Below are 26,649 nucleotides of genomic sequence, written 5' to 3'. Positions count from 1 at the left end.
GACCATGATTGACTCTCTCAAGCACCTGCCGCACGCCACGGCGTCCGATCGCGAACTATGCGCGCACTTCACCGACCTGGCGCCGCCGCTGACGCAGCGGCAGGCGGCCATCGAAGCGGCGCGCTGCCTGTACTGCTACGACGCGCCGTGCATGCGCGCTTGCCCGACCGAGATCGATGTTGCGAGCTTCATCCGCAATATCCACGACGGCAATATCAACGGCGCGGCGGCCGGCATTTTGAAACAGAACATCATGGGAGGCGCCTGCGCGCGGGTCTGCCCGACCGAAATCCTGTGCGAGCAGGCTTGCGTCCGCAACCACGACGACGAGCAGCGTCCCGTCGCCATCGGCCTGCTGCAGCGGCACGCGATCGATAACGCCACCTTCGCGTCGCATCCGTTCCAGCGCGCCGCCTCGACCGGCAAGACCATCGCGGTGGTTGGGGCCGGACCGGCCGGCCTGTCGTGCGCGCATCGCCTGGCCATGCTGGGCAACGACGTGGTCGTGTTCGAGGCGCGCGAGAAAGCGGGCGGCTTGAACGAGTACGGCATCGCCAAATACAAGCTGACCGATAACTTCGCGCAGAAGGAAGTCGAGTTCCTGCTGCAGATCGGCGGCATCGAGATCCGCAATGGCTTCCGGCTGGGCGACAACCTGCAGCTGCGCGACCTGCATGCGCAGTACGACGCGGTATTCCTCGGGATTGGCCTGAACGCCAGCCGCCAGCTTGGGCTGACGGGCGAGGATGCTCCCGGCTTGAGCGCGGCAGTCGACTACATCGCCGCGCTGCGCCAGGCCAGCGACTTGTCCACGCTGCCGGTGCCGAAGCGCGCGATCGTGATCGGCGCCGGCAACACCGCCATTGACATGGCGGTGCAGATCCAGCGCATGGGCGCCGAAGATGTGACGCTGGTATACCGGCGCGGCGCGGAGTCGATGAGCGCAACCCATCACGAGCAGGACATCGCCAAGGCCAATTTCGTGCGCATCCGGACCTGGGCCGCGCCTGACGCGGTGCTGCTGGACGACGACGGCCGTGTGCGCGGCATGCGCTTTGAACGTACCCGCATGGAAGGCGACAAGCTGATTGGCACCAGCGCCTTCCTTGAAATCGCGGCCGACGCCGTGTTCAAGGCGATCGGGCAGGGCATGGAGCCATCGGCACTGTCGGATCAGATGGCGCAGCAGCTCGCGCGCGACGGCGACAAGATCCGCGTCGATGGCTTGTTCCGCACGGCGGTGCCCGGCGTGTACGCCGGCGGCGACTGCGTCGCACCAGGGCAGGACCTGACGGTACAGGCCGTCCAGCACGGAAAGCTGGCCGCCATCGTCATCCACAACGACATTCAATCCCGTCTGGAGGCTGCATAATGGCTGATCTGAGCATCGAGTTTTGCGGCATCAAGGCGCCGAATCCATTCTGGCTGGCCTCCGCGCCGCCAACCGACAAAGCCTACAACGTGGTGCGCGCCTTTGAAGCAGGGTGGGGCGGCGTGGTGTGGAAGACGCTGGGCGAAGACCCGGCCGCGGTCAACGTGTCGTCGCGCTATTCGGCGCACTACGGGAAGAACCGCGAAGTCCTTGGCTTTAACAATATCGAGCTGATCACCGACCGCAGCCTGGAGATCAACCTGCGCGAAATCACGCAGGTAAAGAAGGACTGGCCGGACCGCGCGATGATCGTCTCGCTGATGCTGCCCTGCGAAGAGTGGTACTGGGCCGATATCTTGCCGAAGATCGAGGCGACCGGCGCGGACGGCATCGAGCTCAATTTCGGCTGCCCGCACGGCATGCCTGAGCGCGGCATGGGCGCCGCGGTCGGTCAGGTGCCCGAGTACGTCGAGCTGGTCACCCGCTGGTGCAAGCAGCACACGCGCCTGCCGGTGATCGTCAAGCTCACGCCGAACATCACCGACGTGCGCAAGCCGGCGCGTGCCGCCAAGGCGGGCGGTGCGGATGCGGTCTCGCTGATTAACACCATCAATTCGATCACCCACCTTGACCTTGACCGCATGGTGGCGTTCCCGATCGTCGGCAACGCCAGCACGCACGGCGGCTATTGCGGTTCGGCCGTCAAGCCGATCGCGCTGAACATGGTCGCCGAGATCGCGCGCGATCCGGAGACCCATGGCTTGCCGATCTCCGGCATTGGCGGCATCGGCAACTGGCGCGACGCGGCTGAATTCATCGCACTGGGCGCAGGCTCGGTGCAGGTTTGTACCGCCGCCATGCTGCACGGCTTCCGCATCGTCGAAGAGATGAAGGACGGCCTGTCGCGCTGGATGGACGAGAAGGGTTACGCCAACATCGCCGCTTTCTCCGGCAAGGCGGTGGCGAATACGACCGACTGGAAGTACCTCGACATGAACTACGCGGTGATCGCGCACATCGACCAGGACAAGTGCATCAAGTGCGGCAAGTGCTACGTCGCCTGCGAAGACACGTCGCATCAGGCCATCGCGCGCCTGGTCAGCGAGGCCGAGGAGCGTACCTATGAGGTGATCGCGGACGAATGCGTCGGCTGCAACCTGTGCGAGATCACTTGTCCGGTGGAGGCATGCATCACGATGGTGCCGCAGGAGACCGGCAAGCCGTACATGAACTGGACGCAGGATCCGCGCAATCCACGCGCCGAGAACCTGGCGCCGGAGGCGCCGGAGCGGATACTTATATAGCTATCCCGTCATTCCTGGCACTGCCAGAAATGACTTCCCGCGAAAGCGGGAATCCATACTCAGCATAGATTCCCGCCTGCGCGGGAACGACTGGGCCACGCTTTGCGTTACACTGATTTAGCACCTTTTGACTCAACTACAACGGAGAAAAACACTGTGAGCAAAGACCTGTCAGCGAACACGCAACTCTGGAACGCGGACCTTGCCCCGACCACCGAGGCGCAGCGCACCTGGCGCTGGTACCACTTTGCGGCGCTGTGGGTCGGCATGGTGATGTGCATCCCCGCATACACCTTGTCGGCCACGCTGATCGAAGGCGGCATGTCCGGCTACCAGGCAGTGGTTACCGTGTTCCTGGCGAACGCCATTGTGCTGATCCCGATGCTGCTGATCGGGCATGCCGGCACCAAGTACGGCATCCCATATGCCGTGCTGGCGCGCTCTTCGTTCGGCACCTCGGGCGCCAAGCTCCCCGCGCTGATGCGCGCCATCGTCGCGTGCGGCTGGTACGGCATCCAGACCTGGTTCGGCGGCAGCATGATCTACACGCTGCTCGGCGTGATGCTCGGGTATGAAATCGGTGGCGGCGAGATCGCCGGCCTTGGCATCAACGGCGCGCAGCTGGCGTGCTTTTTGGGCTTTTGGCTGATCCAGCTGTATTTCGTCGTGCACGGCATCGACTCGATCCGCAAACTCGAGACCTATACCGCGCCACTCAAGATCCTTATCTGCTTCGTGCTGCTTGGCTGGGTCTACAACAAGGCAGGCGGCTTCGGCCCGCTGCTGGACCAGCCGTCGCAGTTCGTCGAGGGCGGCAAGAAGGCCGGCTTGTTCTGGGCTACTTTCTGGCCATCGCTGACCGCGATGGTGGGCTTCTGGGCCACGCTGGCGCTGAACATCCCCGACTTCACCCGCTTCGCCAAAACACAGCGCGACCAGGTAATCGGCCAGGCAGTCGGCCTGCCACTGCCGATGGGCCTGCTGGCCGCGCTGGCGGTCATCGTCACGTCGGCGACCGTCGTCCTGTACGGCAAAGCGCTGTGGGACCCGGTCGACCTGGCCAGCCGCATGACCGGCATTGCGGTGCTGGTGGCGCTGATCGTGCTGCTGGTCGATACCGTCAGCGTCAACCTCGCGGCCAACCTGGTGGGGCCAGCCTATGATTTTTCGGCACTGTCGCCGAAGCAGATCTCATACCGCGCGGGTGGCTACATCACGGCCGGTATCGCGCTGGTCATGATGCCCTGGAAGATACTGGAGACCACCCAGGGCTACATCTTCACCTGGCTGATCGGCTACTCGGCGCTGCTCGGGCCAATCGCCGGCATCATGATCATCGACTACTACTTCATCCGCAAGACAACGCTCAATGTCGGCGACCTGTATCGCCACGATGGCGAGTACTCGTACCGCAAGGGCTGGAACATCGCGGCCATCATCGCGTTCATACTGGGTGTGCTGCCGAATATTCCTGGTTTCCTGAACGCGGCTTTCCCGGCCTCGTTCCCCGAGGTGGGCGACATATTCAAGACAATCTACACCTACGCCTGGTTCGTCGGCGTCGCGATCGCGGCGCTGGTCTACGGCGTCATGATGAACGGCCGGCCGCAGCCCGCGCTGCGGGCGGCCACCCATTCCTAGAACGGTTTTTCCGGAGATGTAAATGACGACCATTATTCGAGGCGGTACCGTTGTCAACGCCGACCGCGCTTTCCGCGCCGATGTGCTGTGCTTCGGCGACAAGATCGTCGCTGTGGGCGAACACCTCGAAGCGCCGCCGCATGCCACGGTGATCGACGCATCCGGCCAGTACGTCATGCCGGGCGGGATCGATACCCATACGCATATGCAGCTGCCGTTCATGGGTACCGTCACCGCGGACGACTTCTTCACGGGCACGGCGGCCGGCCTGGCCGGCGGCACCACGACGATCATGGATTTCGTCATTCCCGATCCGAAGCAGTCGCTGCTCGAGGCGTATCACCAGTGGCGCGGCTGGGCGAAGAAATCCGCTGGCGATTACACCTTCCACGTCGCCGTCACCTGGTGGGACGACTCGGTGCATGCCGAGATGGGCACGCTGGTGCGCGAGCACGGCGTGAACAGCTTCAAGCATTTCATGGCCTACAAAAACGCCATCATGGCCGACGATGAAACGCTGGTGAAAAGCTTCACCCGCGCGCTCGAGCTGGGCGCCATCCCGACCGTGCACGCCGAGAATGGCGAACTGGTGTACCAGCTGCAGCAGGACCTTCTGCGCAAGGGCATCACCGGCCCGTCGGCGCACCCGCTGTCGCGTCCTCCCGAAGTGGAAGCCGAGGCGGCCAACCGCGCCATCGCCATCGCCAATGTACTTGGCACCCCCGTCTACATCGTGCACGTGTCGTGCGCCGAATCGCTCGAAGCGATCACCCGCGCCCGCGCCAAGGGCCAGCGCGTGTACGGCGAAGCGCTGGCGGGCCACCTGGTCATCGACGACAGCGTGTACTACAGCAGCGACCTCGAATTCGCGCGCGGCCATGTGATGAGCCCACCGTTCCGCGGCAAGCACCACCAGGCCGCGCTGTGGCAGGGACTCCAGGGCGGCAACCTGCACACCACCGCGACCGACCACTGCACCTTCTGCGCCGAACAGAAGGCGGCCGGCGCCGACGACTTCACCAAGATCCCGAACGGCTGCGGCGGTGTCGAGGATCTCATGTCTGTGGTGTGGGACGCGGGTGTCGCCACCGGCAAGCTGACGCCGTCGGAGTTCGTTCGCGTCACCTCCACCAACGCCGCGCAGATCTTCAACATGTATCCGCGCAAGGGACTGATCGCAACCGGCGCCGATGCCGACATCGTGGTGTGGGACCCGCAAGGCACCCGCACCATCTCGGCCAGGACGCAGTTCGCCAAAGGCGGCTTCAATGTGTTCGAAGGCCGTACGGTGCAGGGGATCCCGACATGCACGCTTTCGGCCGGCAACGTCGTGTTCTCGAACGGCGAGTTGCGCGCGGTGGAAGGCGCGGGCCGGCACATCGACCGGCCGGCGTTCGCGCCCCTGGTGGCTTAAAGCACATTTAGCATGGGTTTCCGTTTTCACGGGAACGACGGCACAACCTGACGGAGTTGAACATGAACGACCTGCGTATCAATGGCGAGCGCCTGTGGGCATCACTGATGGAATTGGCGAAGATCGGTGCGACGCCGAAAGGCGGCGTCAAGCGCCTGGCGCTGACGGACCTGGACAAGCAGGGCCGCGACCTGGTGACTGGCTGGGCGAAGGAAGCCGGCCTGTCGGTGACTGTCGACCAGATCGGCAATGTGTTCATGCGCCGGGAAGGCCGCAACCCGGCGCTGGCGCCGGTGATGACAGGCTCGCATATCGATACCCAACCAACCGGCGGCAAGTTTGACGGCAACTATGGTGTGCTCGCGGGGCTCGAAGTCGTGCGCACCTTGAACGACCAGGGCATCGTCACCGAAGCGCCGATTGAAGTGGCTTTCTGGACCAACGAGGAAGGTTCGCGCTTTGTGCCGGTGATGATGGGCTCGGGCGTGTTCTGCGGCGCCTTCAGCCTCGAGACCGCGTATGCGGCCGTCGACACCGAAGGCAAGAGCGTGGGCGACGAGCTGGCGCGCATCGGCTACAAAGGCGACCAGGTACCGGGCCAGCATCCGATTGGCGCCTATTTCGAAACGCACATCGAACAGGGGCCGGTGCTGGAAGACGCGGGCATGGTCATTGGCGTGGTGCCGGCGGTGATGGGGCTGTCGTGGTACGACTGCGTCGTCAGCGGCATGGAGGCGCATGCCGGGCCGACGCCGATGGGCCTGCGCAAGGACGCGCTGCAGGTCGCCACGCGCATCATGCAGGAAGTGGTGCAGATCGCGAACCGCTATCCGCCGTACGGCCGCGGCACCGTGGGCATGGTGCAGGTGTTCCCGAACAGCCGCAACGTGATCCCGGGCGAGGTCAAGTTCAGCATCGACCTGCGCAACGTGAACGACGAACTGCTCAACACGATGCACGAAGAGATGCTGGCATTCGTGGACAAGACCAGCGCCGACAGCGGCTTGTCGATCAAGGTCGAGCGGGTGTCGTACTATCCGCCATGCCCGTTCCACCCGGACTGCGTGGGTGCGGTGCGCAGCGCGACCGACAAGCTCGGATATTCGACCATGGATGTGGTGTCGGGCGCCGGCCATGACGCCATCTACACCGCGCGCGTAGCGCCGTCGGGCATGATCTTCGTGCCTTGCAAGGACGGCATCAGCCACAACGAGATCGAGGATGCCAAGCCCGAGCACCTGGAAGCCGGCTGCAACGTGCTGCTCCATGCGATGCTCGACCGGGCGCAGGCGGTGCTGCGCTAGCGCATTCCTCGGCGGAAATTTCGTCGGCGCGATCCTACCACCAGCGGGGCGTGTTTCTTATACGTGCGCGCGTCAGACCTTGTTAGGCTGTCTGTTTGACAAGGAGAACGCAATGCGCGCACTTACCTATCACGGTAGCCATGATGTCCGTGTGGATACGGTCCCCGATCCTATCCTGCAAGATCCCGATGATGCCATCCTGAAGGTCACCGCCACCGCGATCTGCGGCTCGGACCTGCACATGTATCGCGGGAAGATTCCTGCGATGCAAGGCGGCGATATCCTCGGCCATGAATTCATGGGCGAGGTGGTCGACGTCGGGCCGAACGTCACCAATCTGCAAAAAGGCGACCGTGTCGTCGTGCCGTTCGTGATTGCATGCGGCACCTGTTTCTTCTGCGATATGGAAGCCTACTCCGCCTGCGAGACCACCAACCCGGACCGCGGCTCGATCATGAACAAGAAGAAGCTGCGCTCGGGCGCGGCGTTGTTCGGATTTAGCCACCTGTATGGCGGAATCCCGGGCGGGCAGGCCGAATATGTGCGCGTACCGAAGGCGAACGTCGGGCCGATCAAGATTCCGAGCTCGCTGGCCGATGAGCAGGTTCTGTTTCTGAGCGATATCCTGCCGACCGGGCACCAGGCAGTGGTCAATACCGGTGTGGGCAAAGGCGGCAGCCTGGCCATTTTCGGGGCTGGTCCGGTTGGCCAGATGGCAGCGGCCAGTGCGCGAATGCTCGGTGTCGAGAAGATCTTCATGGTCGACCACCACCCGTTCCGGCTGGAGTTCGCGCGCCAGACCTATGGCGTCATTCCGGTTAATTTCGACGAGGTCGACGCGGCCGAATACATTATCGAGAACACCGACTATCGCGGCGTTGATGGCGTGGTCGATGCGGTCGGCTTCGAGGCAAAAGGCAGCACCATCGAAACGGTGATGACGAACATGAAGCTGGAAGGCAGCAGCGGCAAGGCGCTACGCCAGTGTATCGCGGCCTGCCGCCGCGGCGGGACGATCAGCGTTCCCGGGGTATACGCCGGCTTTATTCACGGCTTCCTGTTCGGCGATATCTTCGAGAAGGGCCTGACCGTGAAGGCAGGGCAGACGCACGTGCAGAAGTTCATGCCGGAGCTGCTCGCCGCGATTGAAGAGGGCAAGCTGCACCCGAACGCGATCATCTCGCACCGCCTCAAGCTGGAACAGGCGGCGGAGGGATACACAATGTTCGACAAGAAGGAAGACGAGTGCAGGAAGGTTGTGTTGACGCCTTGACGTTATAAGTCAAGGCGGCGGATGACGCTTCGCCGTTGCGCCCTGCGGCCTCCACTGACCGTAGGGCGGAAGAGCGCAGCATCATCCGCCGAAATTCACGCGTGCTCGGGAATCGGCTTCTTCACCAGGAACAGATACGACATCGCGCCGCCGAACGCGATCGCCGCACCGGTCAACAGCGCCGGCACGAACGACCAGGTCTGCGCGATATAGCCTGTCAGCACAGGCGCCAGCGCACCCCCAAGGAATCCCGCAAAATTCTGGATGCCGCCCAGCGACGCCACGCGGCTTGGCGGCGCGGTCACCGTCGCCAGCGACCATGAACACGCCGACGACGCATTGGCCAGGAAGATCACAATCGAGATGCAGGCCACCGCCAGCACATTACTCTCGACCAGCGCGGCTGGAATCGTGAACACCACCATGCCCAGCATCGCCGCCACCACCGCATTGCGGCGCGCAACCACCGGCGAGGCGGCGCCGCGCGTGACGCGGTCGGACGCCCAGCCCGCGATCAACGCGCCCGCAAAGCCGCAGAAGAACGGGATCGAAGCGGCGATACCAGCATACGCCAGGTCCATGTTCCGTTCGGTCCTCAGGTAGCCCGGCAGCCAGGTCAGATACACCCAGTTCAGGTAGACCGAGCCGAAGAAACCAAACATCATGCCCCACGTGGCGCGATAGCGGAACAGCGCGCGCCAGGCGGCGAAGTCCACCTTCGGCTTGGCGGTGGTTGATTCATCCATCTCAAGATAGGCGCGTTCTTCGGCGTTCATGTCGGCACGGACCGGATCGCGATACAGCGCGACCCAGACGACTGCCGCCACCAGGCCCATTGCCCCGGTGACGAAGAACGCCCAATGCCAGCTTGTAGCGACGATCAGCGGCGTCAGGCAAATCGGCGCGAGCGCGACGCCGAGGGGCGAGGCTGAATTGAAGATGCCGGTCGGCGTGCCGCGCGAACGCAAGGGGAACCAGTTGGTCACGACGCGTGCCGCGGCCGGAAACTGCGGCGCTTCGCCGATGCCGAGCACGATGCGCGCAAGGACGAACCAGCCGAAGGTGGAGGCAAAGCCGCCGGCAGCTTGCGCGAGCGACCAGATCACCAGGCCCGCACCGAGCAGCCAGCGCGGACCGACCTTGTCGACCAGCGCGCCGACCGGCAGCTGGCACAGTGCGTAACTCCACGAGAACGCCGACAGCAGCAGGCCCATTTGGCCAAGCGACAGCCCGAGGTCGGCGCGGATGTATTCATTGGCGACGGCCAGGGTGGCGCGGTCAAGGTAGTTGATCACGCCGCAGACCACCAGCAGGATCAGCGCCAGGGTCTGGCTGCGGCGAATGCGGGGCGGGGTGGCTTGGTTGGCAAACATCGTGGTCATGTCGGAACGCAGGCTGCGCCTTGGGGAAATGATGGCGAGTATAGATGACGGCGCGATGCCCGACCAGTGCATCGTGTTGGAAGGCCCTGCAACGTCACTTGCAGTTAAGGTGCATAGACCTGATCAAGCCTGCCCTTACGAAGCTTTTCACCGTGCCGCCAACATGAAGTTGCACTGACATTCTCCAACCTAGGAACATATGCCTCAATCAAGTCGGCACAACCCCGTTTCCGGCCCTTTCCTCGTCTTCCGATGCAGCGGCCTGCGAATATACAAATGGCATGCGCTTCTCCGATGAGCGCCGAAGCCGGCGTCGTGAGCATCATCGTAGAGCGCACAACATCAGGACTTGATGGTCACCAATGAACTTGCTAACGCTGAAAAATTGCGTTTCAACGCGACCGCAAGCCTCGCAAGAAATCGAGCAGCACCTGGCCTGCGACTTCGGCATCGTCGGCCGTCATGGTCTCGAGCCGGTTATGGCTGATGCCGCCGTTGCCGCAGCGCGTGAACAGCATCGCCACGTCGGTGATCTTCGCCATGGCCATGGCGTCATGCCCTGCGCCGGAGGGCAGGTCATGACGCGGCAGTCCGGCGCGTTCGACGGCGGCGCCCAGCTGGTCCATCATCCATGGCGCGCATGGCGCGGCCTGTGCGGAAACCACCTGCCGGATGTCCGCCTCCACCTGGCGCCGCGCGCAGATCGCGGCGATGCCGTCGAGGACGTCCTTGACGGCCGCCAGGCGCATGTCGTCGCTCGCCGCACGGATATCGAGCGACAGTTTGCAGTGGCCCGGAATGACATTCACGGAACCGTGTGGCACTTCCAGCTGGCCGACGGTGCCGACCAGCGAGTCGCCCTGGCTGCAGCGCGCCTCGACCATCAGCACGATCTCCGCCGCGCACGCCGCCGCGTCCTTGCGCATGCTCATCGGCGTGGTGCCGGCGTGGCTGGCCAGCCCGGTGAGATTGACCAGGTAGCGCGAGCTTCCCGCAATCGCCGTCACGACGCCGACCGGCAACCCTTTTTCCAGCAGCACCGGCCCTTGTTCGATATGGACTTCGACATAGCCAAGCAAGCTGGCGGGATCGCGCGCAATCGCCGCGATGGCGTTCACATCGTGGCCGGCGTCGGCAAGCGCCTGGCGCATCGTGACACCATCGGCATCGACCTGGTCGAGCTGGGTCATGTCGAAGCGTCCGGCAATCGCGTTACTGCCCAGGAAGGTGCTCTTGAAACGTACCCCTTCTTCTTCGGCGAAGCCGACGATCTCCAGGTGGTACGGCAGACGCTCGCCGCGCGCGTGCAGATGGCGCACGACCGCAATCGGCAGCAGGATGCCAAGCCGTCCGTCGTACTTGCCGCCGTCGCGCACGGTGTCGTAGTGCGATCCAGTCATCAGGGTCTTGGCGCCCGGGTCGGCGGCCTGGTAGCGCCCGACCACGTTGCCGACCGCGTCGATGTGCGCGCTCATGCCGGCCTCGCGCATCCAGTCCGCCAGCTGCGCAGCGGTGCGCCGGTGCGTGGGCGTCATGTATGAGCAGGTGAGACCATCCTCCGCTTCGCTCCAGGCGCCGATGGTCTCGGACCATGCCATTACCGCGGGTCCGAAGTCATGCGCGGTCCTGAGCAGCTCGTTGAGGCGAATCTCGGCGATGCGGTGGATCTGGCGCAGGCTTTCGGCCATCTCGTCGGCGTGCTGGTTCTTCAGGCGGCGGGTAAAGGTCTCGATCACTTGCTGGCGGGTCAGGCCATTGCCGGTCGGGCCCTTGACGGCGAGGATGAAGGGGAAGCCGAACCTGGCGTTGTAGTCCGCGTTCAGCGCGTGCAGCGTCGCATACTCTTCGGCGCTGCACAGGTTCAGGCCGGATTTGGCCTGCTCGCCGGTCGACTCGGCAGTGAGCTCGCCCGCGATGGCGGCCTTGCCGGCCAGTTCGGGGTGGGCGCGGATCAGGCCCAGTTGTTCATCAAGGCTGGCGCTGGACACCACGGTTTGCAGCGCCAGCTTCAGCGCCGGCGCCGTGGCGAACGGGCGCATGGCGGCGGCGCGCTCGGGAATCCAGGGCGAGTGCTCATAGATGCCGCGCAGGGTGTCAATGAAGGCCTGCGTGTCGCAGCTGTTCAGTTCTGAAAGTGTGCTCATGTTCTCGGTATCCGGGCTAGCTTAACCGCCGATGATAAGGCCAGGCAGGCGCCTGATCATACGGCCGGGATGATGAGGCATATATATGGTACGCGCCTACTTTTGAATCAGGGCCTTGGCCGTGGCGCTGAGCTGGTCGCGCAGCCATTTGTGTTCGGGCGCCTGGTGTACGCGTTCGTGCCACAGCTGGTAGAAGCGCATCGGCGGAAATTTGACCGGCACGGTGAAGGTCTTGAGCGGCAGCGTGCGTTCATAGAAGCGGATGAACTGGCGGCCGGTGGTCAGCACCAGGTCGGTCTGGGTCAGCATGTAGGGAATCAGGCCGAAGTAGGCCGATTCGACCGCCACATTGCGGCGCATGCCTTGACGCTCCAGGAAGGCATCGACCACGCCGCGCTGGCCCTGCATCATCTGCGAGGGCGCCACGTGCGGCAGGCTGAGATAGTCGTCGATCGTCATCGCGTCGGGCGCGGTGCGCTTTGCGTACGGCGCATCGGCGCGCATGGTGCAGACGATCGGGTCTTCGAACAGCTTCGACATGTGCAGGTGCGCGGGCGGCTCGTCCCAGTTGGCGATCACAAGGTCCATGTCGCCGTCGGAAAGCAAGCGGATGTAGTCGACGCCTGGGCCCAGGCTGTGGATCACGACTTTGCTGTTGGGCGAACCGCGCCGCAGCGCAGCCACCACGTTGGGCAGGAACTGGCTGTCCAGGTAGTCCGGCGCGGCGATGTTGAAGATGCGCGCTTCCTGTTCGGCGATGAAGGGCGACTTCTTGACGAACAGGCTCTCGGTCTCGTCGAGGATGCGCTTGGCCGGCGCAAGCAGGCTCTCGCCGTGCTGGGTCGGCACCATGCCGCGCGCGCCGCGCACCAGCAGCGGGTCGCCGGTCAGCTCGCGCAACTTGCGCAGCGACGCCGAGATCGACGGCTGGGGCTGGTTCAGCTTGAGCGCCACCCGCGACACGTTCTTCTCGACCAGCAGCAAGTACAGGATGCGGATCAGGTGCAAATCGAGGTGTTGGGGCAGGCCGGCCATGCGAGAGTCTATATCAGATTGAGTATGTGGAATATACGCCACATTTCATGTGACGTGAATGGAAAGCGTTTATCTTCTGTAAATTCGCCGTACCATTGTCGCTGTTTGCGCAACAAGGAAATACATGGAAGTTTTTGGACACCTGCTCCCCTATGGCCTGGACTGGCTCAACCTGCTGATCCGGTGGCTGCACGTCATCACCGGCATTGCCTGGATCGGCGCCTCGTTCTATTTTGTCTGGCTCGATAACACGATCCGCCCGCCGGCGCCGGGCTCGGAGCTGGCCAGCAAGGGCGTGTCGGGCGAGCTGTGGGCGGTCCATGGCGGCGGCTTCTACAACCCGCAAAAATACCTGGTTGCGCCCAGCGAATTGCCGAAGGAACTGCACTGGTTCAAATGGGAAGCCTATTCCACCTGGCTGTCCGGCTTCGCGCTGCTGACGATCGTCTACTACTTCAATGCGCAGGCGATGATGGTCGACACCGCCGTCGCCAACCTGAGCAGCTGGCAGGCCGTCGGCATCGGCCTTGGCAGCATCGTGCTCGGCTGGACCGTGTACGACCTGCTGTGCCGCTCGAAGCTGGGCCAGCACGACCTGGCGTTCGGCGTGGTGATCTTCGCGCTGCTGGTGGCGAGCACCTGGGTGCTGACCCATTACCTGAGCGGGCGCGCGGCGTACATCCACGTCGGCGCGATGATCGGCACCATGATGGTCGGGAATGTGCTGATGCTGATTATCCCGGGCCAGCGCAAGATGGTGAACGCGATGATGGCGGGGCAGAAGCCCGATCCGATCCATGGCCTGAAAGCCAAGCAGCGCAGCGTTCATAACAACTATTTCACCTTGCCGGTCCTGTTCATCATGATCAGCAACCACTACGCGATGACCTATCGCCACGCGCATGCATGGGCGATCCTTGGTGCGATCATGGCCGCTGGCGTGTTGATCCGCCACTTCTTCAACCTGCGCCACAAGGGGCGGGTGGAGTGGAAGTACCCGATCGCCGGCGTGGCGCTGCTGGCGGCGGTGGCCATTGCGATCGCGCCGCAGCCGCCGGCCGCGCGTGACGCCGCCGCCGATCCGGCGCTGCAGTTCGCGGCGGTAGAGCAGATCATGACGCAGCGCTGCGTGTCGTGCCACGCGGCCGTGCCGGCCCAGCCGGGCTTCGCTTCGGCGCCGGCCGGCATCATGCTGGAAAACGCCGCGCAGATCCGCCAGAACGCGGCCAAAATCTATGAACAGTCGGTGCAGCTGAAGGCCATGCCGATCGGGAACCTCACCAACATGACAGACGCCGAGCGCGCGCAAGTCGCCGCGTGGTTTGAAGCAGGCGCGAAATAGGAATCGAGATGACGACGCAACAACAACTGACCGCTTGGATCGACACGCACTTCGACGAAGAAGTCGCTTTTCTCCAGCAAGTGATCCGCGTGCCCACCGACACCCCGCCAGGGAACAACGCGCCGCACGCGGACGCCGTGGCCGACCTGGTGCAAGGCTTCGGATGGAACGCCGAGAAGCACGTGGTGCCGGCGCAGCTGGTACGCGACTATGGCATGGAAAGCATCACCAACCTGATCGTAAGGCGTCCGTATGAAGCGGGCGGGCCGACCGTCGCGCTCAACGCCCACGGCGACGTGGTGCCGCCGGGCGAAGGCTGGACCAGGCCGCCGTACGGCGCCGTGGTCGAAGACGGATTTATTTACGGGCGCGCCGCCGCGGTATCGAAATGCGACTTTGCGACTTATATTTTTGCCGTGCGTGCGCTGGAAGCGCTGGGCGTGCCGCTCAAGGGCGCGGTGGAACTGCACTTCACGTATGACGAGGAATTTGGCGGGTTGCTTGGACCGGGGTGGCTGCTGGAACAAAAGCTGACCAGGCCGGATTTCGTGATCGCGGCGGGCTTCAGCTACAACATCGTCACCGCGCACAACGCCTGCCTGCAACTGGAGATCACGGTGCATGGCAAGTCGGGCCACGGCGCGATGCCGGAGACCGGGCATGACGCGCTGCAGGCGGCCACCAAGATCCTCAATGCGGTGTATGGCCAGCTGCCCGAGCTGAAGAAGATCAAGTCGACGGTGCCGGGCATCGACTCGCCGACCATGCTGGTGGGACGCATCGACGGCGGCACCAACACCAACGTCGTGCCGGGCAAGGTGGTGATGAAGATGGACCGCCGCATGATTCCGGAAGAAGATCCGGCGGCGGTGGAGGCGCAGGTGGTGGCGCTGATCCAGGATGCGGTCAGGGGCGAGGAAGGGATTCGCGTTGAAATCCGTCGTCTGCTGTTGTCGAATGCGTTGCGGCCGCTGCCGGAGGGCGAGAAGCTGGTGGCGGCGCTGCAGAAGCATGGCAGGGAAGTGATCGGCGAAGAGATTACTGCGCAGGGCACGCCGCTTTACGCCGATGCGCGGCTGTACGGCGAACATGGAATTCCGGCGGTGCTGTATGGCGCCGGGCCGCGCACCGTGCCGGAGTCGAATGCCAAGAAGGCTGACGAACGGCTGGCGCTGGAGGACTTGCGCAGGGCGACCAAGGTGGTGGCGCTGACGCTGCTGGATTTCCTCGGGAAGTAGGTCAACCGGGCGCGGTTTGCCACAGCATTGTTTGCAGGCTCACCGTCGGATTGCTCGCGAGCGGTTCCCATTCGGGCAGAAATGAAAATCCCTGCCTGCGATACAAGGCGACCGCCCTGATGTTTTCGGCCGCCACGCTGAGCACGACGCGGGTGTGTCCCATGTCGACTGCGCGGGCTTTGACCGCCTCGACCAAACTGGCGGCGACACCCGTTCCACGGTATTCGGGTTTCGTCCACATCGAGATGAGCTTGAAGTCCCGCTCCGGGCTTATCCATGCGCCGGCCATGGCGGCAGCATCATCGCCAATCAAGCCGACGAAGTAAGCGAGATCCGCCGTGCCAGCGGCGCGCTCGCGCCAGACGGCATCGCTGTGGTAGACGGCGGTTTCATGGCGAAGGCCGAAGGCCTGCGGAGCATCGAGCAGCGCGGCCAGGCGAAGATGCTTGAGCGTTCGCCAGTCCTGCGCGGTGGTGGGGCGGATGGTCATCATCTGCTTGTGCTCGAGACGGGCGTCCTTGCGGACGCCCTCACCTCACTTCTTCAGCGTCCGTTCAAACAGCTGGTAAATCCTGCGGTACTGGTCATACCAGCTCTCCGGCTGCACAAACGCGTGCCGCTCGAGCGGGTAGCTGGCCATTTCCCAGTTGTCCTTCTTCAGCTCGATCAGGCGCTGCGCGATGCGCACCGAGTCCTGGTAAAACACGTTGTCGTCGACCATGCCGTGCGAGATCAGCAGGTTGCCGCGCAACTGGTCGGCGTATTCGATCGGCGACGACTTGCGATACGCTTCAGGGTCCAGGTCCGGCGTGTTGAGGATGTTGGACGTGTACTCGTGGTTGTAGGTGGTCCAGTCGGTCACCGGACGCAGGGCCGCGCCCGACTTGAACGAGTCCGGCGCGCGCATCAGGGCCATGAAGGTCATGAAGCCGCCATAGCTGCCGCCGTAGATGCCGACGTTTTTCAGGTCGCCCTGGTGGTTCGCCGCCATCCAGTTGACGCCGTCGATATAGTCGTCCAGCTCCGGATACCCCATCTGGCGATAGATCGCCGTGCGCCAGTCGCGCCCATAGCCCTTCGAGGCGCGGTAGTCCATGTCCAGCACGATGTAGCCTTTTTCCACCAGCAGGTTGTGGAACATCTGCTCGCGGAAGTACACCGGGTAGCGCTTGCTGACGTTCTGCAGGTAGCCGGCGCCATGCACGAACATCACGATCGGGTACTTCTTGCCAGCTTCGAGGTTCGCCGGCCGATACAGCTTGGCCCAGATCGGCCCCGCGCCCTTGGTCGACGGTACCGCGACGTACTGCGGCTCGATCCAGCTGCGCGCCTTGAATTCGGCGGTGCGCGTATCGGTCAGTTTGGTCGCGGCGCCGCCTGCCGCGGGCACCGTGGCCAGCTGGATCGGCATGTAGCTCGACGAGTAACCGACCAGCAGCTTGCGCTGGTCGGGCGACAGCGTGAAGTGCTCGACGCCTTCGAGCGTGGTCGCTTCGCGCAGCGTGCCGGCTTTGGCCGAAACCGCGCACACTTCATAGGTTCCCGGATTTTTCGGGTTGCACAGCATGTAGGCAGTCGCTCCATCCGAGGTCCACTGCACGCGGGTCGCCTCCCAGTTGCCGACGGTAAGCGGGCGAACCGCGTTGTCCGCGCTCATGGTGTACAGGTGCGAGTAGCCGGTTTCTTCCGACAGGAACCACAGCGTGCCGTTATCCGGCAGCCAGCCAAAGTCGTTGTTGCCCGAGTTGACCCAGGCGACGTCGCTCTGGCGGTGCACCGGATTGAGCTTGATGCCGGCCAGGTCGACCTTGGCGATCCAGCGGTCCTTGTTGTCGACCGCGCGCAGCATCACGGCGGCCTGCGAGCCGTTGGCGCTCCAGCGGATGCTTTCGCCGTCGTCATCGACGCGCACGGTGCGATTGCCCTTGAGCGGGTCTATCTTGCGGGCTTTGCGCAGTTCGGCCAGGGGATCGGTGGACACGCCCGGCAGCACGTCGAACGACAGCTCGTGCACCTTGCGGGTCTTCAGGTCGATCAGCTTGAGCGCGTGGGCCAGCGGCAGGTTGCGGCCGACGCGTGGACGCTGGTCGTCGAATTCTTCGTAGCCCGATTCGGTGATATAGCGCGGCATCTTGCCGACGCGGCCCTTGTCGGTGGTTTTCGGCGCCGTCACGGCGAGCAGCCAGCGGCCGTCGGGCGACAGCGCGCTGCCGTCGATGACGACCTTGTCGCCCAGGTACACCGGGCCTGGCGCGCGGGTCAGGTCGGCGCGGCGTTCTTCTTCGGTGCGGTCGCGTGCGGCGTCGCGGTCGTCCTTCTGGCGCTTGAGCGTCGAGATCAGGCGCAGCTGCATCGCGCGCAAGGCGTCGTCGTCGGGCGCGGCGGCCGGGTCCTTCTCGGCGCGCAGGCGCACCACCGGCGAGACCAGGCGGTCGGCGCGGTTCCAGCTGAGCCATTCGTGGCCGACGCGGAACTGCACGCTGGCGCCATCGGCCGAGTACTGCGGCGCTGCCAGGCCGCTGCTGCCACGGGTGATCTGGGTCAGCGCGCCGGACTTGAGGTCGCGCTCGAACAGGTCGCCGTTGCGCAGCAGGATGGCGCGGGTGCGGTCGCGGTTGTACGTGACGTTGGGGCCATCCATGTTGCCCAGCTCGGCGTCGCCAATGCGGCGCGGCTGGCCAGGCACGGCCTGGAAGGTGTCGCGCAGCTGAGAGCCGGTGCGCTTCTGCTTGTAGAACACCTGTTTGCCGTCCCAGCTCCACCAGGCGTCTTCCGCAGGTGTGCCGATCCAGTCCGGGTGGGACATGGCTTGGTCGAGGCTGATGGGGGTATAGGCTGCGGCGGGGATTGCCCAGATTGCAGCGAGTAGGGGAAGTGCGAAGAGACGCATGGGGCCTGGCTGGTGAGGTTTAGATGACTTGTGCCATCGGGAAATTGCCAGGACACATTCTATCGCACTGGAACCGGTATAAAAAGAAAGGGCGGAACCATGTCAGGTTCCGCCCTCATGCGCCCGGCTGTTGCGTTCTTACTTGGCGAGCTTCTTGCGTGCGCCGAACAGTGCCAGCAAGCCAAGGCCCGCCAATGCCAATGAGCCAGGTTCCGGGATATCGGTTGGAGGAACATCGGTTGGAGGCACATCGGTCGGAGGAATGTCCGTCGGCGGATGATCCGTCGGTGGGTTGTCCGTTGGCGGGTTGCCGGTCGGTGGATTGTCCGTCGGCGGTGGGTTGTCGACCGGCGGGGTGATCATGCCAACGAACGCATAGTGGCTCAGGCGGCCGATATTGCATGAAGCCAGATCCGGCCCCTTCTTGCCGGAGGTCGTACCTTCGGCGAAGCAGTTGCCGCCACCGGTGAGGAAATCAACCTGGGCATTGGTCCAGACCAGCTTGTTGGTGCCGATTGCGCCGTCATTCTTGAAGAAATAATGCGAATCCTGGCCGGTGTTGCCGGTGCCGAACTTCAGCACGAAGAACCCCGGCGTGGCCGTGCCCGTGTCGACAAACCATTGGCCGTCGTCGGCGTAGGCGGTTACGTTGCCTTCGCTTTTGGTCGAGTTGAGCAGGGAATCCCCCGCGTAGTGGCGCAGCATGGCCAATTCGTCCTTGCCCGAATTGTCCAGGGTTACCGAACCGAGCAGGGTGTCGACGGAGTAAATTGGCGCAGCGAGCGCCATCTGCGGCGCCAGCGCGGCGACAGCGACGAGCGCGCCAGCGAGGCAGTTGTTGATTGCATTAAAAGAATTGTTTCGGTTAAACATGCATTACCCCAGTTGGAAAATTGAATAATTATTTTTTCCTGGAAGATATGCAATGTTTGTGCCAGCGCACCCAACTCATTGATTCAAATCAACTCTGGTTTCTTATGGGAACTTTTAAGTTTCCAAGTGTAAGATTTTTCGACAATTTCTGCTTATGGTTTAAGCATTCACCGTGTTTTTTGCCCAGGTAAAAAAGGCGGGACGCGCGGTCCCGCCTTGCTGGTCCAGGTCTTGAAACAGCTTATCGTTTCGCGCTGCGGCGGCCGGCCCAAAGGCCCAGCAAGCCGAGTCCGGCCAGTGCCAGCGAACCTGGTTCCGGAACCTCATTTGGCGGAACGTCGGTGTCCGGATCGGTAATCAAATAGTGGCTGAGGCGGCCAATATTGCACGCGCTCTGGTTGTTGGCGCCGCAGTCGCCGCCCGTGAGGAAGTTGACATCGGCGTTAGTCCAGACCAATTTGGTCAATTCGCCAATATTCCGGAAGAAGTAGTGCGTGTCCAGCCCGAGGTTGCCAACACCAAACTTAAGCATGAAATAGCCTGGCTCGTCGGGATCGACGTTGATGTACCACTGCCCATCGTCATCCAACGCGATCAAGGCAGGCGTCGGTGTCGCCACCTTTTTGTCCAGCATCAGCGATTGGTCGCCGACGAGGTCACGCAGGAATTGCATTTCCGTTTCATCTCCCGAGTTGCCGAGATTGCCAGAGCCGATCATGGTATCGGCCATGTACATCGGTTCTGCTAACGCAGCCGTTGAAAATGTGCTGCCGATTAATAATGCTGTTCCAGCGATAACACTCATTGTCAAATTTTTAGTTTTCTTAAGATTAGACATCATATTCCCCTAGGTGGAATTATTAATGAAGGGTACGACGATAAATATCAAGCAGGTTTCGTTCCATGCGCGCTAAGCATTTGATTTTTATCAAATCGTGACGAAATATTTATTAATGTTTAATCGTTGCTGTAAAGACCATCGACATATTGTTAGCAAATGTAATTGAACGACGTCAATCAATCGGACGCCCCTATCATTTCGGTTCTGAAATTTATTGCCGCGAGTAATTAACCGTGGCGTGATAAAAGCTCTCTGCAAAAGGCAAACTCCCCGAAAGGAGAGGGCGCAAAGTCAACGGTCTAACGGGGCATTTTTCTCCCACGACGGCAGGACTGCCAGACATCGCCAGGCGCACGCATCGCGCAGGCGTGGACAGCATTTGAATGCAGTTCGCGCACAGGCTTGTTTTGCATTCCTGTTCATCTATTTCAAACAGGATTGTTAACATGATCAGTATTTCCACTCGTTCCAACCCGGCCATCCGCGCCGCCGCGCTTGCCGTTGCCGGTGCCTGCGCCTTCGCTCCTTTTACCGCTGGCGCCGCTCCGCAGGGCGAGTTCGACGGCTTCGTGCGCGGCCGGCTGTTGGTCGAAGCCAAGCCAGGCTTGTCCGACGCTGCCTTCGACAAGTTACTCAAGCCATACGGCGGCAAGAAACGCAAACTGGGGCAGAGCAACCTGCATGTGATTGACTTGCCAGGTCATGCCTCGGAGATTGCCATCCTGAAGCAGCTCGAACACCGTCCGGAATTCAAATTTGCCGAGCTCGACCGCCTTGTCGAGAGCACGATGGCCGTCAATGACCCCTACATCGGCAGCGCCTGGCACATCAACAAGATCGGCGCGCCGGCTGCCTGGGATTCCACCCGCGGCAGCGGCATCACTATCGCAATCCTGGATTCGGGCATCGAGTCGACCCACCCCGATCTGAAGGCAAACCTGGTTGCGGGACGCAATATCTACAATAACAACACCGATGTGTCGGACATTTGCGGCCACGGCACGGCAGTGGCCGGCGCGGCCGCGGCGGCATCGAATAATGGTATCGGCGTGGCAGGCACCGCCGGCGCCGCCAAGATCATGCCGTTGCGCATCGCTTACTGGAATACGACGTATAGCTCCTGCTACGCGTCCTACAGCACGATTGCCGCCGGCATCACCTATGCCGCAGACAATGGCGCCCGCGTGGCCAATGCGAGCTACGCGCGGCTGGCTGCCAGTTCGGCAGTGCTCAGCGCTGCCCGCTACATGAAAAGCAAGGGTGGGCTGGTCTTTGTGTCGGCCGGAAACGCCAATGTGGACGAAAAGATTACTGCCGACCCGGCGCTGATCGTCGTTTCGGCCACCACCAGCAGCGACGCGCGGGCGAGTTTTTCCAGCTATGGCGCGGCAGTGTCGCTGGCGGCGCCGGGTAGCGGCATCTGGACCACCGGCCGCAATGCGACGTACCTGAGCAAGAACGGCACCTCGTTCTCGAGCCCGATCGCCGCCGGCGTGGCGGCGATGATGATGGCCGCGCGCCCCGACCTCAAGCCTGACACCATCCAGTCGCTGATGTATTCCACGGCGGTCGATCTTGGCAGCGCCGGGCGCGACGTGTATTTCGGTCATGGTCGGGTGAATGCGGCGGCCGCGGTCGCGGCGGCGAAGAGCTACGGTGTGACCAGCGATACGACCGCGCCGAAAGCGGCCATCTCGGCGCCGCTGGGTAACGCCTCGGTGTCCGGCGCGGTGGCCGTCAACGTCGGCGCATCGGATAACGTCGGCGTGGCCCGGGTTGAGCTGAAGGCGAATGGCACGGTGGTCGCTGTCGATAGCGCCGCACCGTACAGCTTCAGCTGGAATTCGACCGGCGTCGCAAACGGCATGGCCAACCTGGTGGCCGTTGCCTATGATGCTGCCGGCAACAGCGGCAGCTCGGCCAGCGTCGCGGTAAACGTTGCAAACGCCACCACCACGACGACGACCGTCGACACCGTCAAGCCCACCATCACGATCACCAACCCGGTTGCCGGCAATGTCTCTGGCAGGGTGACCATCAGCATCAGCGTGACGGATAACAGCGACGTCGCTGGCATCCGTCAGCAATTACTGATCGACGGCGTTCTGCGCGCTTACGGCAGCGGCGGCACCCTGGCCTGGACCTGGAACGCCGCCAAATATACCGCCGGCTCGCATACGATCAGGGTAACGGCGAAAGATAAAGCCGGCAATCTGGCCGAGAAAACGCTGGTCGTGAACAACGTGAAATAAGCGAACTGGCGGCCGCAACAGGAGGGGCAAGGGGTGCGAGCCCTTTGCCTCTCTTCCATTGCGCCCGCGGTTTGCAGTGATAAATCCAGTGCGGTATTCAATATTATCCAATGGAAATACTTGTATGTAGATTGAAAGCATATCGATTTGCTTAAACTGGATAATATTTACATCGAAAGTAATTGAAATGAGTTAATGCTTATTTCAGATAAGCCATATTAACCGATCATCAATATTGTTTATGCGATGTGTCCCGTTGCATAACCTACGCAATACCGCCTGTTAGCCGGTCGCGATGGCAGCCATGGCGGGTTATTCGCGCTGCAGTTCAATATCGATTTAATAATTGAGTTGTCCGAATTGCTCTATAGCGAGTTGGGTATTACTGATCTGTCGCAAGCGCGACGCTCAAACCACAGTTTTCAATCGAATTTTATTGCCGTACGTAATCAATTGCGGTACAGTAAGTTCAATATCTGTAAACGGCAAACTCCTCGAAAGGGGAGGACGCAAAGTCAACGGTCTAACGGGTTTCCCTATGACGGCAGGACTGCCAGGCATTTCCAGGCGCAAAAATTGCGCAAGTGGGACCGCGTCCGCACGCGTCTTACACTGGACTGTTTCGCAATCCTGCCTCTAATTTTTTATCAGACAGGATTGTTATCATGCTCCTCACCTCCAACCTCTCCCGCTCCTCGCTGCCTGCCCGTGCCACCGTCTTCGCGCTCGCGCTGGCTGGTGCTTTCGCGGTCCCGACCGCAGTTGCCGCGCAACTGGAACCTGGCGTCAATGATTACGTCCGCGGCCGCTTGCTCATCGAAGTCAAGCCTGGCATGTCGACGGAATCGCTCGACAAGCTGGTCAAGCCGCACAAAGGCAAGTCGCGCAAAATTGGCCAGAGCAACTTGCACATCGTCGAGTTGCCGGCCAACGCGTCGGAAACGGCGATCCTGAAACAGTTGCAGCACCGCCCGGAATTCAAGTATGCCGAGCTCGACCGCATCGTCGAAAGCACCCTGGCGGTGAACGACCCTTACATCGGCAGCGCCTGGCACGTCAACAAGATCGGCGCTTCCACCGCCTGGGATTCGTCGGCTGGCGCAGGCATCACGATCGCGATCCTCGACTCGGGCATCGAGGCGAGCCATCCCGACCTCAAGGCAAACCTGGTCGCAGGACGCAATATCTACGACAACAACGCCGATGTCAGCGACATTTGCGGCCACGGCACCGCAGTCGCAGGCGCGGCGGCGGCATCGACCAACAACGGCCTGGGCGTCGCTGGCATCGCTGGCGCCGCCAAGATCATGCCTTTGCGCATCGCGTACTGGAACACCACCTACAACAACTGCTACGCGACCTACAGCTCGATCGCTGCCGGCATTACCTACGCAGCGGACAACGGCGCGCGCATCGCCAACGCCAGCTATGCGCGCCTGGCCGCCAGTTCGGCAGTGCTCAGCGCGGCGCGCTATATGAAGAGCAAGGGCGGCCTGGTGTTTGTTTCGGCTGGTAACGCCAACGTTGACGAGAAGATCGTTGCCGATCCGGCGCTGGTGGTGGTCTCGTCGACCACCAGCTCGGATACACGTTCAAGCTTCTCCAGCTACGGCAGCGCGGTATCGCTGGCAGCGCCGGGCAGCGGGATCTGGACGACCACCCTTAGCGGAAAGTATGCAAGCAAGAACGGCACCTCGTTCTCGAGCCCGGTCGCCGCAGGCGTCGCCGCGATGATGATGGCCGCGCGCCCTGAACTAAGCGCGGACACGATCCAGTCGCTGCTGTACTCGACCGCGGTCGATCTCGGCAGCGCCGGGCGCGACATCTACTACGGTTACGGCCGCGTGAATGCCGCCGCGGCAGTCGCTGCAGCGAAGAACTACGGCGTTCCAGGCGACAGCACCGCGCCGACCGCCGCCATCTCGGCGCCCCTGGGCAGCGTCACGGTCTCGGGCGCGGTTGCCGTCAACGTCAGCGCAGCCGACAACGTCGGCGTCACCCGTGTCGAACTGAAGGCCAACGGCACCGTCGTTGCTGTCGATAACGCCGCACCGTACAGCTTCAGCTGGGATTCGACCGGCGTGGCCAACGGCATGGTCAACCTGGTTGCCGTTGCGTACGACGCTGCTGGCAACGCGGGTAGCTCGACCAATGTCGCCGTCAACGTGGCCAACGTCGTTGCCGAGCCGGTGCCTGCGCCGACGACCGAGCCGACCGTCGATACGGTCAAGCCGGTGGTCACGATCACGAATCCGGTTGCCGGTAACGTATCGGGCACCCTGACCATCAGCGTCAGCGCGACCGACAACCGCGATGTTTCCGGCCTGCGCCTGCAGCTGCTGATCGACGGCGTGCTGCGCGCCTACGGCAACGGCGGCACGCTGGCCTGGACCTGGGAAGCGCACAAGTATGTAGCCCGCGCGCACACCATCAAGGCCACCGCCAAGGACAAGGCTGGCAACCTGACCGAAACAACAGTGATCGTCAACGTGGTCAAATAAACCGTCCAGCGGCGAGGCGGACTCGTACTGCGGGCAGGGGGCGAAAGCTTTCTGCCCGCATTTTTTTGCGATGTCCCCTCCAGTGTGGAAGGCCGTATACGACAAAACCCGGGACTGGCCAATGTGGACAGTCCCGGGTTTCTTTTCAACTGGACCCGGCGGCGAACGCCCCGGGCCGTTGAACGCAATCGACAGCGCGGACGCTGCGATCAGCCAGCCCTTGCGGCTGGCTGCGACTTACGCTGCCGACTTCGCGCCGGACTTGTACTCAAAACGGAAAAACATCACGATGCGCACAACCATTGCAATGGCGGCGATCGCGCCTGGCAGGAAACCGAGCATTTCCATGATCAACCCCGCGCCGCGAGGTAGCGCAGCTCGGCTGCCAGCGACGGCGCCATGTCTTCGCAGTTGCGCGCCATGGCAAACAGTTGCATGCGGCTTTTTTGCATGACGCGTGGGCAAACGGTGTCCGACGGCGCCACTACTTGCGCGACATATTGGCGTTCCTGGGCGGCGAACAGCGCCGCGGCGAAGGCGCGGGCGGCGCGGCCGACGTTGGCGAAATAGTCACGCAAGCTGTCAGTGGCTTGGTAAGTGGCGGTGGTCATCTAAAACTCCTGTTATTTGCATGTGTTGTTGCAGTGCAGTATAAAAGAGTCGAAGGTATAAAGAAAATTTAGATTTCTGATGTGCATCATAGTTTTTGTGAATATCGAGGAAGCGGGCGCGAATCGGTCATCAGCGATGGTGATAAGGGGTATTTGATTGCCACATGGAAATGGCAGGCATGCTCGTTCCGGAGGAATTGTTATTTAGGCCACCAACGGCGGCCGCTGAGATATGATTCGGCCACCAGCCCAGGCGCCGCACCCACCACAAAGGAAAATGACGCTGTTTTCACTACGTAAGTTGCCGATGACCATAGCATCGGACCCAGTGGCGACTCCGCACACATGACAAGGCTGGCAAGCTGGCGCCCGGGAAAACAGCCGGTGGCGATCCTGCCGATGGCGCTTGTTCTGGCGCTTCACCTGGCGCTTGCGCTGTGGTGGATAAATGCGAACGTAACGGCCGATCAGCACGCGCGGCAGCGTTACTTCACGCTGACGTGGCTGCGCGCAGCAGCGCCGCCCGACCCGCCGCCATCGCCGCCGCCACCGCGTCAGATATCGCCTGGCCCCGTGGCGCGGCAGCTTGCCGCTGCGCCCGCATCCAAGCCTGCTACAGCCCCTGCCGCCGAACCGTTCGACCAGGACGAGCCGCCGCAGGACCGGGCCGCGCCCCGGCAAGGCCCGTCCGATGCGCTCGGCGTCAATCGCTTGATGGAAGTGGCGAAGCGCCAAGTGGGCGCGATCGACCACGAGCTGCGCGGGGGCAAACTAGGTCCGCTGGCGCCTGACCCGGATCTCCCCATTGCCCGCTTGCGCGGCGCGCTTGACAGCGCCTACATCGATCGATCCCTCGCGACGGTGACGGAAACCCTGAGGCAGGCCGACGGCGTGATCGTTTACCGTTTTCGCCGCGGCGGCAAGGTCTGGTGTCGCCAGAGCGGCGGCATCGGCTCCGGCATCGAGCGCAGCGATGGGGCCAAACTGGCTGGCGCGGGTTCAGCGGGTGGTGCGGGGACGGCGGGCACCATTACGTGCCCGGGCGGAGATGCCGGGTGGTCGCGGCTATAGCTTGAGCAGTCGTTGGCATTAAAGAATAACAAGACGCACCCAGGACCTGGTCGGGGTGAGAGGATTCGAACCTCCGGCCTCTGCGTCCCGAACGCAGCGCTCTACCAGGCTGAGCCACACCCCGACGGGCAGCCTATATACAGATAGCGCTTAAATTCTAA

Annotated in this window: 19 protein-coding genes, 1 tRNA gene and 2 riboswitches; of the genes, 11 read left to right on the top strand and 9 right to left on the bottom strand. The window is 62.7% G+C overall.

All coding sequences use genetic code 11. The annotated features are described in order from the left end of the window. Positions 1 to 4 precede the first annotated feature (4 nt). The 6 genes from I4X03_RS15845 to I4X03_RS15820 all read left to right on the top strand — a co-directional run bounded on the left by I4X03_RS15845 (position 5) and on the right by I4X03_RS15820 (position 8,308). Positions 5 to 1,372 (top strand): NAD(P)-dependent oxidoreductase, encoded by a 1,368-nt coding sequence (locus tag I4X03_RS15845; RefSeq protein ID WP_223469210.1) that lies wholly within the window; start codon positions 5 to 7, stop codon positions 1,370 to 1,372. Then, on the top strand, positions 1,372 to 2,676 hold the full coding sequence (gene preA / locus I4X03_RS15840) for an NAD-dependent dihydropyrimidine dehydrogenase subunit PreA (RefSeq protein ID WP_223469209.1): 1,305 nt from the start codon (positions 1,372 to 1,374) through the stop codon (positions 2,674 to 2,676). The genes I4X03_RS15845 and preA overlap by 1 nt, the downstream gene beginning before the upstream one ends. 156 nt (positions 2,677 to 2,832) lie before the next feature. Beyond that, the gene (locus tag I4X03_RS15835; RefSeq protein WP_223469208.1) at positions 2,833 to 4,317 is read left to right on the top strand and encodes an NCS1 family nucleobase:cation symporter-1; all 1,485 of its coding nucleotides are present in this window, start codon (positions 2,833 to 2,835) and stop codon (positions 4,315 to 4,317) included. A gap of 22 nt (positions 4,318 to 4,339) precedes the next feature. Next, positions 4,340 to 5,731 (top strand): dihydropyrimidinase, encoded by a 1,392-nt coding sequence (hydA, locus tag I4X03_RS15830; protein ID WP_223469207.1) that lies wholly within the window; start codon positions 4,340 to 4,342, stop codon positions 5,729 to 5,731. Between the two features lie 62 nt (positions 5,732 to 5,793). Continuing rightward, positions 5,794 to 7,035 carry a Zn-dependent hydrolase gene (locus tag I4X03_RS15825; RefSeq protein WP_223469206.1) on the top strand — a complete coding sequence of 414 codons (1,242 nt, stop codon included), beginning with the start codon at positions 5,794 to 5,796 and terminating at the stop codon, positions 7,033 to 7,035. A gap of 112 nt (positions 7,036 to 7,147) precedes the next feature. Continuing rightward, positions 7,148 to 8,308 (top strand): zinc-dependent alcohol dehydrogenase, encoded by a 1,161-nt coding sequence (locus I4X03_RS15820; RefSeq protein WP_223469205.1) that lies wholly within the window; start codon positions 7,148 to 7,150, stop codon positions 8,306 to 8,308. 95 nt (positions 8,309 to 8,403) lie between these two features. On the opposite strand, the gene I4X03_RS15815 is transcribed toward I4X03_RS15820, so the two are convergent. The 3 genes from I4X03_RS15815 to I4X03_RS15805 form a co-directional block, all read right to left on the bottom strand. Next, complete coding sequence (locus I4X03_RS15815) at positions 8,404 to 9,690, bottom strand: MFS transporter (protein WP_223469204.1); 1,287 nt, start codon at positions 9,688 to 9,690, stop codon at positions 8,404 to 8,406. Positions 9,691 to 10,082: 392 nt separating this feature from the next. After that, a complete protein-coding gene (locus I4X03_RS15810) occupies positions 10,083 to 11,834 on the bottom strand; it encodes an allantoate amidohydrolase (RefSeq protein ID WP_223469203.1) in 1,752 nt (583 codons plus the stop codon). A gap of 96 nt (positions 11,835 to 11,930) precedes the next feature. Beyond that, entirely contained in the window at positions 11,931 to 12,869 is a 939-nt protein-coding gene (locus I4X03_RS15805; protein ID WP_223469202.1) for a LysR substrate-binding domain-containing protein, read from the bottom strand. A gap of 124 nt (positions 12,870 to 12,993) precedes the next feature. Here I4X03_RS15805 and I4X03_RS15800 point away from each other — a divergent pair, with 124 nt between their 5' ends. Beyond that, entirely contained in the window at positions 12,994 to 14,211 is a 1,218-nt protein-coding gene (locus tag I4X03_RS15800; protein ID WP_223469201.1) for a urate hydroxylase PuuD, read from the top strand. 8 nt (positions 14,212 to 14,219) lie between these two features. Next, positions 14,220 to 15,449 carry a M20/M25/M40 family metallo-hydrolase gene (locus I4X03_RS15795; RefSeq protein ID WP_223469200.1) on the top strand — a complete coding sequence of 410 codons (1,230 nt, stop codon included), beginning with the start codon at positions 14,220 to 14,222 and terminating at the stop codon, positions 15,447 to 15,449. Position 15,450: 1 nt separating this feature from the next. Here the strand turns inward: I4X03_RS15795 and I4X03_RS15790 are convergent, their stop codons facing one another. From I4X03_RS15790 to I4X03_RS15775, 4 genes are all read right to left on the bottom strand, one after another. After that, positions 15,451 to 15,942, bottom strand: a complete 492-nt coding sequence (locus I4X03_RS15790) for a GNAT family N-acetyltransferase (RefSeq protein WP_223469199.1) — start codon at positions 15,940 to 15,942, stop codon at positions 15,451 to 15,453. A gap of 42 nt (positions 15,943 to 15,984) precedes the next feature. Beyond that, positions 15,985 to 18,255, bottom strand: coding sequence for a S9 family peptidase (locus tag I4X03_RS15785; protein ID WP_223469198.1), 2,271 nt, complete (start codon positions 18,253 to 18,255; stop codon positions 15,985 to 15,987). Positions 18,256 to 18,477: 222 nt separating this feature from the next. Further along, a complete protein-coding gene (locus I4X03_RS15780) occupies positions 18,478 to 19,128 on the bottom strand; it encodes a PEP-CTERM sorting domain-containing protein (protein WP_223469197.1) in 651 nt (216 codons plus the stop codon). A 325-nt stretch (positions 19,129 to 19,453) separates the two neighbouring features. Continuing rightward, positions 19,454 to 20,050, bottom strand: a complete 597-nt coding sequence (locus I4X03_RS15775) for a PEP-CTERM sorting domain-containing protein (protein WP_223469196.1) — start codon at positions 20,048 to 20,050, stop codon at positions 19,454 to 19,456. Positions 20,051 to 20,303: 253 nt separating this feature from the next. Beyond that, positions 20,304 to 20,393: riboswitch (cyclic di-GMP riboswitch) on the top strand. Positions 20,394 to 20,499: 106 nt separating this feature from the next. Between I4X03_RS15775 and I4X03_RS15770 the strand changes: the two genes are divergently transcribed. Beyond that, positions 20,500 to 22,305 (top strand): S8 family serine peptidase, encoded by a 1,806-nt coding sequence (locus I4X03_RS15770; protein WP_223469195.1) that lies wholly within the window; start codon positions 20,500 to 20,502, stop codon positions 22,303 to 22,305. Between the two features lie 474 nt (positions 22,306 to 22,779). Then, a riboswitch (cyclic di-GMP riboswitch) is annotated at positions 22,780 to 22,863 on the top strand. 107 nt (positions 22,864 to 22,970) lie between these two features. Beyond that, the gene (locus tag I4X03_RS15765; RefSeq protein WP_223469194.1) at positions 22,971 to 24,806 is read left to right on the top strand and encodes a S8 family serine peptidase; all 1,836 of its coding nucleotides are present in this window, start codon (positions 22,971 to 22,973) and stop codon (positions 24,804 to 24,806) included. 350 nt (positions 24,807 to 25,156) lie between these two features. Here the strand turns inward: I4X03_RS15765 and I4X03_RS15760 are convergent, their stop codons facing one another. Next, complete coding sequence (locus tag I4X03_RS15760; RefSeq protein ID WP_223469193.1) at positions 25,157 to 25,417, bottom strand: hypothetical protein; 261 nt, start codon at positions 25,415 to 25,417, stop codon at positions 25,157 to 25,159. A 345-nt stretch (positions 25,418 to 25,762) separates the two neighbouring features. On the opposite strand from I4X03_RS15760, the gene I4X03_RS15755 reads away from it, so the two are divergent. Further along, complete coding sequence (locus I4X03_RS15755) at positions 25,763 to 26,488, top strand: hypothetical protein (protein WP_223469192.1); 726 nt, start codon at positions 25,763 to 25,765, stop codon at positions 26,486 to 26,488. A 47-nt stretch (positions 26,489 to 26,535) separates the two neighbouring features. Here the strand turns inward: I4X03_RS15755 and I4X03_RS15750 are convergent. Then, positions 26,536 to 26,612: transfer RNA gene (locus I4X03_RS15750), tRNA-Pro, on the bottom strand. Positions 26,613 to 26,649: the final 37 nt, after the last annotated feature.

This window comes from Massilia soli (genome assembly GCF_016809835.1).
Taxonomy (GTDB): domain Bacteria; phylum Pseudomonadota; class Gammaproteobacteria; order Burkholderiales; family Burkholderiaceae_D; genus Telluria_A; species Telluria_A soli.
This window is presented reverse-complemented; position numbering and strand designations above follow the sequence as displayed.